11 protein-coding genes are annotated in these 13,730 nt (G+C 62.9%); 3 read left to right on the top strand and 8 right to left on the bottom strand.

The annotated features are described in order from the left end of the window. Nucleotides 1-2: 2 nt before the first annotated feature. The 3 genes from urtC to urtA all read right to left on the bottom strand — a co-directional run bounded on the left by urtC (nucleotide 3) and on the right by urtA (nucleotide 4,271). Nucleotides 3-1,235 (bottom strand): urea ABC transporter permease subunit UrtC, encoded by a 1,233-nt coding sequence (gene urtC / locus NKI88_RS01850; RefSeq protein ID WP_023670933.1) that lies wholly within the window; start codon nucleotides 1,233-1,235, stop codon nucleotides 3-5. Beyond that, complete coding sequence (gene urtB, locus NKI88_RS01845; RefSeq protein ID WP_023742498.1) at nucleotides 1,232-2,848, bottom strand: urea ABC transporter permease subunit UrtB; 1,617 nt, start codon at nucleotides 2,846-2,848, stop codon at nucleotides 1,232-1,234. The genes urtC and urtB overlap by 4 nt, the downstream gene beginning before the upstream one ends. Nucleotides 2,849-2,960: 112 nt before the next feature. After that, nucleotides 2,961-4,271, bottom strand: a complete 1,311-nt coding sequence (gene urtA, locus NKI88_RS01840) for an urea ABC transporter substrate-binding protein (protein ID WP_023684621.1) — start codon at nucleotides 4,269-4,271, stop codon at nucleotides 2,961-2,963. A 313-nt stretch (nucleotides 4,272-4,584) separates the two neighbouring features. Between urtA and NKI88_RS01835 the strand changes: the two genes are divergently transcribed. Continuing rightward, nucleotides 4,585-4,980 carry a hypothetical protein gene (locus NKI88_RS01835; RefSeq protein WP_023742499.1) on the top strand — a complete coding sequence of 132 codons (396 nt, stop codon included), beginning with the start codon at nucleotides 4,585-4,587 and terminating at the stop codon, nucleotides 4,978-4,980. Nucleotides 4,981-5,097: 117 nt separating this feature from the next. Beyond that, nucleotides 5,098-7,011 carry a PhoX family protein gene (locus tag NKI88_RS01830; RefSeq protein WP_352653612.1) on the top strand — a complete coding sequence of 638 codons (1,914 nt, stop codon included), beginning with the start codon at nucleotides 5,098-5,100 and terminating at the stop codon, nucleotides 7,009-7,011. A 64-nt stretch (nucleotides 7,012-7,075) separates the two neighbouring features. On the opposite strand, the gene NKI88_RS01825 is transcribed toward NKI88_RS01830, so the two are convergent. From NKI88_RS01825 to NKI88_RS01815, 3 genes are all read right to left on the bottom strand, one after another. After that, nucleotides 7,076-8,647 (bottom strand): GMC family oxidoreductase, encoded by a 1,572-nt coding sequence (locus NKI88_RS01825; protein ID WP_352653611.1) that lies wholly within the window; start codon nucleotides 8,645-8,647, stop codon nucleotides 7,076-7,078. A 51-nt stretch (nucleotides 8,648-8,698) separates the two neighbouring features. Continuing rightward, nucleotides 8,699-9,223, bottom strand: a complete 525-nt coding sequence (locus NKI88_RS01820; protein ID WP_352653610.1) for a gluconate 2-dehydrogenase subunit 3 family protein — start codon at nucleotides 9,221-9,223, stop codon at nucleotides 8,699-8,701. An 81-nt stretch (nucleotides 9,224-9,304) separates the two neighbouring features. Continuing rightward, nucleotides 9,305-9,700 (bottom strand): VOC family protein, encoded by a 396-nt coding sequence (locus NKI88_RS01815; protein WP_023670926.1) that lies wholly within the window; start codon nucleotides 9,698-9,700, stop codon nucleotides 9,305-9,307. 220 nt (nucleotides 9,701-9,920) lie between these two features. Here NKI88_RS01815 and NKI88_RS01810 point away from each other — a divergent pair, with 220 nt between their 5' ends. Beyond that, nucleotides 9,921-10,223, top strand: coding sequence for a ribbon-helix-helix domain-containing protein (locus NKI88_RS01810; protein ID WP_023670924.1), 303 nt, complete (start codon nucleotides 9,921-9,923; stop codon nucleotides 10,221-10,223). Between the two features lie 5 nt (nucleotides 10,224-10,228). On the opposite strand, the gene NKI88_RS01805 is transcribed toward NKI88_RS01810, so the two are convergent. Then, nucleotides 10,229-10,939, bottom strand: coding sequence for a purine-nucleoside phosphorylase (locus NKI88_RS01805; protein ID WP_023670923.1), 711 nt, complete (start codon nucleotides 10,937-10,939; stop codon nucleotides 10,229-10,231). Between the two features lie 84 nt (nucleotides 10,940-11,023). Then, a complete protein-coding gene (cckA, locus tag NKI88_RS01800) occupies nucleotides 11,024-13,594 on the bottom strand; it encodes a cell cycle histidine kinase CckA (RefSeq protein WP_023670922.1) in 2,571 nt (856 codons plus the stop codon). Nucleotides 13,595-13,730 lie beyond the last annotated feature (136 nt).

Genomic DNA, 13,730 nt, shown 5'->3' with positions numbered 1-13,730 from the left:
CTCTATTCCGCCGGCTGCGGTTCAGGCCCGGACGCGGACCAGGCACCGGGCGTTGTTGCTGCGCTGCGCACGATCTTCGATGGCGGCGGGGCATCAGGGTCTGTGCCCGCTTCCTCTGCAATCGCTGCAGCCCGCATCGCCCGAGCGTTACCGCGCCAGGAATCCCACATGCCGACGATGCCCTTGGGCAGGAACAGGGTTACGGCGACGAACAGGCCGCCGAGCGCAAACAGCCAGAACTCCGGCAGCAGGCCGGTGAACCAGGATTTGCCGGCGTTGACCAGCAGCGCGCCGACGATCGGGCCGACAATGGTGCCGCGCCCACCGACGGCTGCCCAGATCACGACTTCGATGGAATTGGATGGCTCGAATTCGCCGGGATTGATGATACCGACCTGCGGCACATAGAGCGCGCCGGCGATGCCGGCCATGACAGCCGAGACGGTGAAGGCAAACAGCTTCACGTTCTCCGCCCGCCAGCCGAGGAAGCGGGTGCGGCTCTCGGCGTCGCGCACCGCCATCAGCAGCTTGCCGTATTTGGAGCCGACGATCGCCCAGGTGATGAAGACGGCGAGCGCGAGTATGATGGCGCTGGCGGCAAACAGGGCCGAGCGGGTGGCGTCGGCCTGCACGTTGAAGCCCAGAATATCCTTGAAATCGGTCAAGCCGTTGTTGCCGCCGAAACCCATGTCGTTGCGGAAGAAGGCGAGCAGCAGCGCGTAGGTCATCGCCTGGGTGATGATGGAGAGATAGACGCCGGTGACGCGGCTGCGGAAGGCGAACCAGCCGAAGACGAAGGCGAGCAGGCCGGGCACCGCCAGCACCATGATGGCGGCGAACCAGAAGTGGTCGAAACCGGTCCAGAACCAGGGCAATTCCTTGTAGTTCAGGAACACCATGAAATCGGGCAGGATCGGATTGCCGTAAACGCCGCGCGAGCCGATCTGGCGCATGAGGTACATGCCCATCGCATAGCCGCCGAGGGCGAAGAAGGCGCCATGGCCGAGCGAGAGGATGCCGCAATAGCCCCAGACGAGATCGAGCGCCAAGGCAAGCAATGCATAGCAGAGGTACTTGCCCGTCAACGCGACGATGTAGGACGGAATATAGAACGCGCTTTGCGGCGACACTGCGAGGTTGAGCAGCGGCACGATAATGGCGGCCGTCAGCAGGATGAAAATAGTGATGGCGATGCGACGGTCGGCACCCGCGGCGAAGAAGCGTCCCGTGATCATGTTTCCACCGCCCTGCCCTTGAGCGCGAACAGGCCGCGCGGGCGCTTCTGGATGAACAGGATGATCAGCACCAGCACGACGATCTTGCCGAGCACCGCGCCAGCATAGGGTTCGAGAACCTTGTTGACGATGCCGAGCGAGAAGGCGCCGACCAGCGTGCCCCAGAGATTGCCGACGCCGCCGAAGACCACGACCATGAAGCTGTCGATGATGTAGCCGCGGCCGAGATTGGGCGAGACATTGTCGATCTGGCTGAGCGCGACGCCGGCAATGCCGGCAATGCCGGAGCCGAGCGCAAAGGTCAGCGCATCGACCCAAGGCGTCCTGATGCCCATCGAGGCGGCCATGCGGCGGTTGGCGGTGACGGCGCGCATCTGAAGGCCCCAGGGCGTGCGCTTCATAACAAAGAGCAGCACGCCGAAGACGGTGAGCGCGAACACCAGGATCCAGAGGCGGTTCCAGGTGACGGCGAGTTGGCCGACATCGAACGATCCCGACATCCAGGAGGGGTTGCCGACCTCCTGGTTGGTCGGTCCGAAGATCGAGCGCACCGCCTGCTGCAGGACAAGCGAGACGCCCCAGGTTGCGAGCAGCGTTTCCAGCGGCCGGCCGTAGAGGAAACGGATGACGCCGCGCTCGATGATCAGGCCGACGGAAGCGGCAACCAGGAAGGCGAGCGGCAGCGCGATCACCAGCGACCAGTCGAACAGGCCGGGGAATGAGGTTCGGATCACCTGCTGGACGACGAAGGTGGTGTAGGCGCCGAGCATCACCATCTCGCCATGCGCCATGTTGATGACGCCCATGACGCCGAAGGTGATGGCGAGGCCGATGGCGGCCAGCAGCAGCACCGAGCCAAGCGAGATGCCGTACCATATGTTCTGGCCGGCATCCCACAGCGCCAGGCTCGAATTGATGCTGGCGATTGCCGCCGTCGCGGCATCCTTGACCGCGCCTTGCGCATTGGCCTCGACCGCGGTGAGCAGCGAGACCGCGTCGCGGTCGCCGCGCGCGCCGATCAGGGCAATGGCGGCAAGCTTGTCGGCCTCCGGCTTATCGGAGACCAGCACCGATGCCGCGCGCGCCTGTTCGAACAATGCCTTGACCTTGGCGTCGGTCTCGGCGGCGATGGCTGCATCGAGCGGCTCGATATTGGCGGCATCGGGGGTCTTGAACATGGTGTCGGCGGCGGCGATGCGAACAGAAGGATCTCTCGCGCGCAACGTCAGCGTTCCCAGCGCATCTCGGATGACACGGCGCAGCGTGTTGTTGACCTTGATCTTGGTGATGTCGGCCTTGGCGGCGTCGCCGGCTTTCTCGCCGCTCAGCGGGTCGAGCAGCGTGACGCTGTCGGCGGCCTCACTGCCGACGAAGACGGCTGAATCGGCTTTACGAATGTAGAGATTGCCTTCGGCGAGGGCTGCAAGCGGCCGTTCAACCAGCGGATCGCCGGTGGCGGCAAGTTCGCGCACCACAGCCTCAGTGGCGGCAAAGCCCGTGCCCGTGGCGAATTTGGCGACGATGGCGCGCAGATCGGCTTCGGCTGCGTTCGACGGCAATAGGCTTGCCACCAGGAACACCAGCATGAGGCCGAGAGTGCGCAACAGGATCATCCGTTCAGATACTCTTCTGTGGGGAAATTCCGCGTCCGGGCGGGCTGAAGCGCCCGGACGCTTGGCGGTACCGATCGTGGACGCGTCCACGATCGGTCAGTCCCGGGAGGGATCAGTTCGTGCCCTTGCCGCCGCATTTGCCGGTGGCAACGTTGAAGTTGCCGCAGGACAGAGGCGCGCGCCAATCCGAAATCAGGTCCTTGGAATCGGGCAGATAGTCGGACCATTCGTCGCCCATCACGAGGCCGGGCGTCTGCGACACGGTCTCGAACTGGCCGTCGGCCTGGATCTCGCCGATCAGCACCGGCTTGGTGATGTGATGGTTCGGCATCATGGTCGAATAGCCGCCGGTGAGGTTCGGCACGGACACGCCGACCATGGCGTCGATGACCTTGTCGGGATCGGTGGTGCCAGCCTTTTCGACCGCCTTCACCCACATGTTGAAGCCGATATAGTGAGCTTCCATCGGGTCGTTGGTGGTGCGCTTGTCATTCTTGATGAACTTGTGCCAGTCGGCGATGAACTTCTTGTTTTCGGGTGTGTCGACGCTCTCGAAATAGTTCCAGGCAGCGAGATGGCCGACCAGCGGCGCGGTATCGAGACCGGCCAGTTCTTCCTCACCGACCGAAAAGGCCATGACCGGGATGTCCTCGGCCTTGATGCCCTGGTTGCCGAGTTCCTTGTAGAACGGAACGTTGGCGTCGCCATTGACGGTCGAGACGACGGCGGTCTTCTTGCCGGCCGAGCCGAATTTCTTGATTGCGGAGACTTCGGTCTGCCAGTCGGAGAAGCCGAACGGCGTGTAGTTGACCATGATGTCTTCGGCGGCGACGCCCTTGGCCTTCAGATAGGCCTCGAGGATTTTGTTGGTGGTTCGGGGATAGACGTAGTCGGTGCCTTCCAGCACCCAGCGCTTCACCGAGCCACCGTCCTCGCTCATGAGATAATCGACGGCAGGAATCGCCTGCTGGTTTGGGGCGGCGCCGGTGTAGAACACGTTGCGCTCGCTTTCCTCGCCCTCATACTGGACGGGGTAGAACAGGATGTTGTCGAGTTCCGAGAACACCGGCAACACCGATTTGCGCGACACCGAGGTCCAGCAGCCGAACACGGCGGCGACCTTGTCCTTCGAGATCAGCTCGCGCGCCTTTTCGGCGAAGAGCGGCCAGTTGGAGGCCGGATCGACAACGACCGCCTCGAGCTTCTTGCCGAGCAGACCGCCCTTGGCATTCTGCTCTTCGATGAGCATCAGCATGGCGTCTTTCAGCGTCGTCTCCGAAATCGCCATGGTCCCCGACAGCGAATGCAGAATGCCGACCTTGATCGTGTCTTCGGCGGCCTTGGCCGGAGACGACATCGACAGGCCGGCGGCGATCACGCCCGCCGAAAACATTTTTGTTATTGTGGAGAAATTACCCCTCATACCGAAGACTCCCAAGCTGTTTGATTGCACCGCGACAATGCAAAGCAACTGCCGTGCCAAACGCGAAGGCGCCGCTCATAAAGATGGAATAGCCGAGCGTTATCAGCCGGTTGGTATATTAGCCTGGAGAAACAACAAAGGCAGCCGGTAAAATTGATTGAGGCAAATTTGCGCAGCGCACACGACTTTTGCCTAATTTTCGCCCAATTGAGACAAATGCCTAGTTTTTGATCTCCGGCCGTGGTTTCCGGGCGAACAATGTTGCGGCACCGCGCAAAAATAGGGCAAGCTCGCCCTTCAAAAGAGAGACGTCATGACATCTCGCATCTCCCGCATTTCCTGCATCCTGCTGCTGATGGCAACGAGCGGCGCCGCGCGCGCCGATTTCGGCGAGGGCAAGCTTCCGGACGGCACCTATCATTGCGAGGTCTACCTGCTCGGCGCCTTCCTCAACCTCGGCGACATCACCATCAAGGGCAATGTCTATACCGGCCCGGTGACATTCGGCACCGGGACGCAAGGCTACAACTATCAGATGAATGCCAATGGCGAGATAACCTGGCTCGGGCCGCTGGGCGGCTATACCACCGGTGGCAACTCCGTCTCCATGACACAGGCAACACTGGACGGCGAGACCGCCCCGTCATTCGACATCATTCTGAAGCAGCCCGACGGCGCCTTCACCGCCTCGACCTGCACCAAGGGCTGAGCGATGCGTAGTGCCGCGCCCAGTTGCGGCAAAACCTTCCTCCTATGTCATGTGAATGTTGCCTAAGCAGACTAGGGCAACGGTGCGCCGTAACATCCACCCTGAGAGGCAGACACCATGGCCAATACACCGTCTTCATCCTCCCCCTTCATCCGCGAAATCATTGCCGAGCGCGTCTCGCGCCGGTCTCTTTTGAAAGGCAGCCTCGCCTCCGGCGCGCTGATTGCCGGCGGCAGCTTTGTCGGCTCCTTGTTTGCCGGCGAAACGCATGCCGCCGCAGCGCAGTCGACGCTCGGCTTTCCCGAGCTGAAGCGGGTCTACGACAAGACCCATGCCGCCGCCGAAGGCTATGAGACGACCATCGTCGCGCGCTGGGGCGATCCGCTTGCAGCTGGCCTCGCCGAATTCGACGGCAACAAGGTCGCGGCGGAGGAACAGGAAAAGCGCTTCGGCTACAATTGCGACTACATCGCCTTCATGCCGCTGCCGAAGGGCACGGTGAATTCTGATCATGGCCTGCTCTGCGTCAACAACGAATACATCTCGCCCAATGTGATGTTTCCGGGGATGACCGAGGGCGATGCCGGCAAGACGATGACCAGGGAACAGGTCGATCTCGGCATGGCCGCGATGGGCCATTCGATCGTCGAGGTGCAATTGAAGGACGGCAAGTGGGAAACCGTAGCCGACAGTCCGCTGAACCGCCGCATCACCGCCAACACCGAAATGACCGTTTCCGGACCGGTTGCCGGCCATGCGCTGATGAAGACCTCGGCCGACGCGACTGGCACCAAAGTGCTCGGCACCAGCTACAACTGCAGCGGCGGTTTCACCCCCTGGGGTACGGTGCTGACCTGCGAGGAAGGCGTGTCCGACATTTTCGGCGGCGACCCGAAAAGGGCGCCGATCGCCGACCTGCTTGACCGTTACGGCTTCGATGGCTCCGACATCTATGGCCGCGGCCGCTTCCATGACCGCTTCAACCTCGACAAGGAACCGAACGAGGCCAACCGCTTCGACTGGGTGGTCGAGATCGACCCTTACGATCCTCAGTCCAGGCCGGTGAAGCGCACGGCACTTGGCCGCATGTCGCATGAGGCCTCGACCGTGGTCCTCAACAAGGACGGCCGCGTTGTCGTCTATATGGGTGACGACGACTATTTCGAATATATGTACCGCTTCGTCTCGGCCAAGGCCTATGACAAGGCCAACCCGGCCTCCGGCGCCGATCTGCTCGACGATGGCGTGCTGTCGGTCGCCCGCTTCGATGCCGATGGCTCGATGACGTGGCTGCCGTTGGTGCACGGCCAGGGCAAGCTTACCGTCGAGAACGGTTTTGCCGACCAGGCCGAGGTGCTGTTGAAGACGCGGTTTGCGGCAGATGCGCTCGGCGCCACGCCGATGGACCGGCCAGAGGACATCGAGACCAATCCGGTGACCGGCCGCGTCTATGCGGTGATGACCAAGAACAAGAAGCGCGACCAGTCGAAGGTCAATCCGGCCAACACGCGGCCGGAAAATCTCTGGGGCCATATTGTCGAACTGATCCCGCCTGGCGGCCGCGGCGCGGACGCCGACCACACGGCCGAAAACTATGCCTGGGACCTGTTCGTGCTCTGCGGCAACCCGAAAGATGCCAAGGTCGGCGCCACTTTTCATCCGGCTACGTCGGACAATGGCTGGTTCGTCTGCCCCGACAACATCACCTTCGACCCTACGGGGCGGCTGTGGGTGGCGACGGACGGCGCCAATGATTTCGACCTGCCGGACGGCGTCTATGGCGTCGACACCGAAGGTGCGGCGCGCGGCCTGCCGAAGCTGCTGTTCACCTGCCCGCACGGCGCCGAAGCGACCGGCCCGTGCTTCACGCCGGACGGCACGACTTTGTTCCTGTCGGTGCAGCACCCTGCGGAAGATGCCGCGACGCTCGACAAGGTGCAGACGCTATGGCCCGATTTCAAAGACGGCCAGTTGCCGCGACCTTCCGTCGTCGCCATCCGCCGCATGGACGGACAGCCGGTCGGCGCATAGTGAGTCCTAGTGAAAAAGGCGGAACGCGCCATGCGCGTTCCGCGTAGCGATCCGGGAGGACGGCTCAGATCGTCTTGGCCGACATTTGCGAAGCGATGTATTCGGCCTGGCGGATAGCCAGCGACACGATCGTCAGCGTCGGATTTTCAGCCGCACCGGTCGTGAACTGGCTGCCGTCCGACACGAACAGGTTCTTGATGTCGTGCGCCTGGCCGTGCTTGTTGACGACGCCGTCTTCCGCCTTTTCGCTCATCCGGTTTGTGCCGAGATTGTGGGTTGAGGGATAGGGCGGCGTCGGGAAGGAGCGCGTCGCGCCGACCGCATCGTAAAGCGCTGTGGCCTGCTTGTAGGCATGATTGCGCATCGCCGTGTCGTTGGGATGATCATCGAAATGCACGTCGGCGATCGGCATGCCGTGCGCCTCCTTCTCGTCCTTGTGCAGCGTGACGCGGTTTTCCGCGCGCGGCATGTCCTCGCCGACGATCCACAGGCCAGCCATGTGATCATAGTGGTCGAGCGCGGTGGTGAAGGAACGGCCCCAGCCGCCGGGATTGAGGAAGGCGGCCATGAAGGGCAGGCCGAGCGACAGCGTCTCGAATTCATAGCCGCCGACAAAGCCGCGTGAGGGATCGTACCGCGCCTCGTCGCGGATAATGCCGGCCATGGTGGTGCCGCGATACATATGCACCGGTTGGTCGAAAATGGCGTAGACCGAACCGGTGGTGTGGCGCATGTAGTTCTTGCCGACCTGCCCCGACGAATTGGCAAGCCCTTGCGGAAACTTCGCTGACTCGGAGTTCAGCAGCAGGCGCGGGCTTTCGATCGAGTTGCCGGCGACGGCGACGATGCGGGCCTTCTGCTCCTGCAGATTGCCGTCCTTGTCGGCATAGACGACGCCGGTCACTTTTCCGCTAGCGTCATGGTTGATCTTGATCGCCATGGCGTTTGGCCGGACCTCGAGATGGCCGGTCGCCTCACCCTTGGGAATCTCGGTGTAGAGCGTCGACCATTTGGCGCCCCATTTGCAGCCCTGGAAGCAGAAGCCGGTCTGTTGGCAGGAGTTCCGGTCATCACGCTCGACCGAATTGATTGCCATGTTGCCGGTATGACATTCCTTATAGCCGAGCTTGTCGGCGCCGGCCTTGAGCACCTTGAAATTGTTGTTGCCGGGCAGCCGCGGCCAGCCATTGGTGCCGGTGACGCCCATCTTGGCTTCCGCCTTGGCGTAGTAAGGCTCCATCTCGGCCAATGTGACCGGCCAGTCCAGCAGGTTGGCGCCTTCCAGCTTGCCGTAGGTCGAGAGCGTCTTGAACTCATGCTCCTGGAAGCGCAGCGAGGCGCCGGCCCAGTGCGTGGTCGAGCCGCCGACCGATTTGACTATCCAGGCCGGCAAATTCGGAAAATCCTTCGACACCCGCCAGTCGCCGGACGTCGTGCGCCTGTCCGTCCAGGCGAGTTGGCTGAAGGAACCCCACTCGTCATTGATGAAATCCTCGTATTCGTGACGCGCGCCGGCCTCGAGGATGACGACATCGACGCCTTTCTGGGCGAGTTCGTTGCCGAGCGTGCCGCCGCCGGCGCCGGAGCCGATGATCACGACCACGCCGTCGTTGTTGAGATCAAATGAAGCTGCCATGGTTTCCTCCCATGAATTCCTGTTTGCGGGGTTTCAGAACGACGGAAGGGCTCAGAGCCACTCTATGTCGTCGAAACCGCGCGCGATGTAGCCGCCCTTGGAGTAGGATTCGCCCTCGTAGCCGAAGATCGGCCACACCTCCTGCTGGTTGTAGAGGCTGACGACGAGGCCGCCGCGGATGGACTGGAAGAACGGCGTCGCCTCGATCTGCTGCAGCACGGCGACGCGCTGCTCCTCCCAGCCGAGGCCGCGATAGCCGCCCTCGCCCGACTTCTTGTCGAGGTCGGCGATGCCGTCTTCGATCATCGTCTTGTAGGCAGCGTCCTTGCCGGCCTGCTCATCATGCCCTTTTACGGCGATGGCGTAGTATTTGTCGGGCACCTGATCGTGCGGATAGATGTCGCGCGCCATCTGGATCAGCGTTGCCATGGTTTCGGGCTTGAGCGCCGATGTCTCGAGCCCCCAGGCATTTTCAGGGCTGTTGACGGCGCTGCCGGAAATGACGAGCAACGCGCCGATGCCGCCGCGTTTGAGAAGTTCACGACGTGAGAGCCTCGCGTCATAGATCGTGACCATTTTGTTCCTCCCTGCTTGCTGTTTGCGCCCTTGAACAGCGCCGTTGCTGGCGTCGCGCGGCTGAATGCGGCCGATAATCCCCTACTGGAAGCGCCCTCCACGCTGCAGAACCTCGATCTTGTAGCCGTCGGGGTCCTCGATGAAGAAAAAGCGCGCGATCAGCGATCCGTCGCGGTTGAATTCGACGATCTTCTTGGGGTTGAGGCCGAGCGCGCCGATCCGGTCGTGTTCACTGTCGAGATCGGACACCGAGACCGCCAGATGGCCGTAACCGTCGCCTAGCTCATAAGGCTCGGTGCGGCCCTTGTTCACGGTGAGTTCGAGCTCGAACCCCGTTTCGGCGTTGGCAAGGTAAATCAGCGTGAATGTCTCGAAATCCAGCCTGTCGGCGACATCGAGCCCGAAAGCGTTTCTGTAGAAATCGACGGATCTGGCCTCTTGGAGAACCCGGATCATGGAGTGGATTGCCTTCGCCAAATCAGTCTCCGCCGCTGCATGCTGGAGGCGATTATGGGCGGCACGCGCGAAAGGTGGTGGCAGCCGGTTACCACGGCTAAATTTGCAATCGCTGCTATGCCTGCGCCTAAAGACGAAAGTCCGATTGCCGATTCGGCCCACAAGGCCGAACATGCAGGGACAACCACAACTTGAAGGCGCGACACGCTGCGCCCAAAACCAACAATATCGGGAGGTAAGGATGTGCAGGGTTTTTGCCGGGCAGGATCCGGAAGGCTATCGACAGATCAACCGGTCGATCCGCATCGACGGTCACTCTACGAGTATCCAGCTTGAAGGAACGTTCTGGGCGCTGCTTGACGAAATTGCCGACAGCCAGGGCCTGACGACGCCGAAGTTCATCTCAAAACTCTATGACGAGGCGATCGAGATCAACGGCGCCATTCCCAATTTCGCGTCGATGCTGCGTACCACCTGCGCGCTCTATCTGCGCGGTCACCGGCCAGACATGGATGAGCTGACGCCGAAGCGCGAAGCGGCCTGAGGAAGCTAGCCTTCCGCCGCAACGTCGAGCCCGAGCCGCGCCATATCGGTGAACAGCGCCTGACGTTCGGAATAGGCAGTCTGTTCGCCGGTCACGATGTTGTCGACGACGGTCAGCAGCGACAGCGCGCGGGCGCCGAAATGCGCCGCGATTCGGTAGAGTGCGCTGGTTTCCATATCGACAGCGAGAGCCCCAAGCGCCTGCGCTTCGGCAAAGCGGTCGCGCCCTTCAGGGTGGTAGAAGACATCGCTGCAGATGGTCAGCCCGGCCTGGTGGTCGATGCCGAGCTGGGCGGCGCAGGCCAAAGCGTGGGCGAACAGGCCGGGATCGGGCCCGGCGGCAGCATCGTAGAGGCCGAAGACCTGGCCGCTTTGGTCGCTTTCGGCGCGCACCGACTGCGAGATCACCAAGGAGCGCAGCGGCACGCGGGGTGTCAGGCCGCCGCAGGTGCCTGTGCGGATTAGCGTTTTTACGCCGTGAACATCCAGGAGTTCATGCGCATAGACCAGGAAGGACGGGACACCGATGCCGGTGGCCTGGATGCTGATGGGACGGCCGCGATAGAGACCGGTGAAGCCGAGTGCGCCCCGGCGGCGGTTGACGCAGCGCGGCGCCTCAAGAAATGTCTTTGCCATCCACTCGGCGCGTTGCGGATCGCCCGGCAACAGCACCGTTGCGGCATAGTCGCCCCTGGCAGCCTCGTTGTGCGGCGTCACGACATGCTCCCCAAAACCCGCCGCCCGTTTCGCCTGCAATCATGGCAGTGTCACGTCATTGCGCAAGCTTTGAATTAGGGCGCCCTAGGACTCCAATACATCCTTGACCACGGTGGCCAGTTGCTTGAGGGAGAACGGCTTCGGCAGGAAGCCGAATTGCGCGTCCGGCGGCAGGTTTCTGGCGAAAGCGTCTTCGGCATAGCCGGACACGAAGACGAACTTGATGTCGGGCTGGCGCTTGCGCAGTTCGCCGAGCAGCGTCGGTCCGTCCATTTCCGGCATCACCACGTCGGACACGACGATATCGACTTTGCCGCCGAGCGCTTCGAAGACTTCCAGCGCCTCGACGCCCGAGGAGGCCTCATGGACGGTATAGCCGCGCGAGGTCAGCGCCCGCGAGCCGCCCATGCGCACGGCGTCTTCGTCCTCGACGAGGAGCACAGTGGCCGAGCCCGACAGGTCCTTGGCGCTGTCGGCGGCTTTCACCGGCGCAGCCGGCGCCTCGCTGACGTCGCCGGGCTTCTTCGCCTCCACGATATGGCGCGGCAGGAAGATGCGGAAGGTCGAACCCTTGCCGACTTCGGAATCGCAGAAGATGAAACCGCCGGTCTGCTTGATGATGCCATAGACCATCGACAGGCCAAGGCCGGTGCCTTTGCCGACTTCCTTGGTGGTGAAGAACGGCTCAAAAATCTTCTTCAGCACGTCCGGGGCAATGCCCGAGCCGCTATCCTCGACCTCGACCACGACATAGTCGGCAGGCGTGAGCTCGCGGTAGGAGAAGCTCTTGCATTGTTCGGCGGTGACGTTGCGGGTGCGCACGGTGAGGTCGCCGCCGGCCGGCATGGCGTCGCGCGCGTTGACGGCCAGGTTGACCACCACCTGCTCGAACTGGCCGATATCGACCTTGACCGGCCACAAATCGCGGCCGTGGTCGACCTTCAGCTTGATCTCGTTGCCAACGAGGCGGGCAAGCAGCATCCGGAGATCGGCAAGCACGTCGGTCAGGTTCAGCACTTCCGGCCGCAATGTCTGCTTGCGCGAGAAGGCGAGCAACTGCCGCACCAGCGAGGCCGCCCGGTTGGCATTCTGCTTGATGTTCATGATGTCGGGGAAGGATGGGTCCGACGGCCGGTGATTGGTCAGCAAAAGATCCGACGCCATGATGATGGCGGTCAGCACATTGTTGAAGTCGTGGGCGATGCCGCCGGCGAGCTGTCCGACCGCCTGCATCTTCTGGCTCTGCGCCATCTGGCCCTCGAGCGCCTTCTGCTCGGTGGTCTCGACGGCATAGACGATGGCCGATTCCTCGGCGCCCTCGCCGGTGCCGTCGGCGACGGCGTTGACGTAGAAGCGGATGTGACGCTCCTCATTGCCGGGCAGCAGCGTGTCGATCGGCTCGATGTCGGCCTGCCTCAGCCGCGCCTTTTCGAACGCGGCGGCAAAGGCCGGCCGGTCGCGCTCGTGGATCACGGTGTCCAGCCGCACGCGGCGGTCGACCGCGTCGCCGTCGACGACGGAGGAAAACAGCGACAGGAACGGCGCATTGGTGCGCAGGATGCGGCCGCCATTGTCGACGGCGGCAATGGCCATCGGCGTCGAATTGAAGAAGCGAGTGAAGCGTACCTCCGAAGCCCGAAGATCGGCCGATGCGTCCTCGCCCTGCGTGCGGTTGAGCACGATGGTGCGGGTGGGACCGTTGGTCCCCTCGCGGCTGGCCGAGACCCGATGCATGAAGCGCACCGGCAGCGCCTCGCCGGTCGTCGTCGTAAGATCGAGATCGATGACGGCGTTGCGGGTGGTGCCGGGATCGGCCTTGACCGAGCGCACCAGCGCCATGCCATCGCCGGCGACGATTTCCGGGAGTGTCACGGCGCCAGGGGTGAAGCTCGCCAGATCGATGCCCAGCCATTCGGCGAGCGTGGCGTTGATGTAGGTGACGCGGCCTTCCTGGTCGGCCGAGAAGAAACCGGCCGGCGCATGGTCGAGATGGTCGATGGCCTTCTGCAAGTCGAGGAAGAAACGCTCCTGCTCGGCCCGTTCCTGCGAGATGTCGGCAAGCTGCCAGGCAAGCATCGGCAGGCGCTGACCGGGAACGCTGAAGGTCCGGGCCCGCGCCCGGTACCAGCGCGCGCCGGGTTCGGCGCCCGGCCGGATCGACTGCGCCAGCCGGAATTCGCCGTCGCCGGCCTGGCCGTCGCGCAAACCCGAGGCCAGCCGGTATATGGTCACCGAAGCTTCGGGGACATCGGAAAGCAGGCCTTCGACCGTCTTCAGATCGGCGGCCGACGCAGCACCGGTCATCTCGGCGTAGGCCCGGTTGGCGTAGACGACGCGGCCCTTGGTGTCGGTGACGATCAGGCCCTGCGACATGGAATCGACGAAGGCCTTCGACAGTTCGTCCCCGGTCGAACGCGGCGCGATCTGCACGAAGCCGATGGCCGTGGCGAACAGGAAGCCGACGCCGATCATGGCAAGCACGCCCAGCATGCCGAGCAAGAACGGATCGCCAAGACGCTCGCGGAAAATGCCGAAAACGATCGCGGCCCCGGTCAGGACGATGATGAACACGATGAGCCGGGTAACCGCGCCTGGCCGCGTGTTCTGATCGACGATCGGTACCGGATAGAAATCGCCGCGCGTTTCCCTGGCCATATGCCCCCTGCTCGTGAGTTGTCCGACACCGCCCCCGGCCGGTTGAATCACATTCTCCTAATCCGGAAAAGGCCTTGGCGGCAAATGTCGGATAAAAATGACGCGTCGGTGTTTTCAAGCTGTTCACGAAGCGTGA

It is taken from the genome of Mesorhizobium sp. M0317, from assembly GCF_040321555.1.
Taxonomy (GTDB): Bacteria; Pseudomonadota; Alphaproteobacteria; order Rhizobiales; family Rhizobiaceae; genus Mesorhizobium.
Note: the sequence above shows the minus strand (reverse complement) of the source record. Positions and strands in the feature narration are given on the sequence as shown.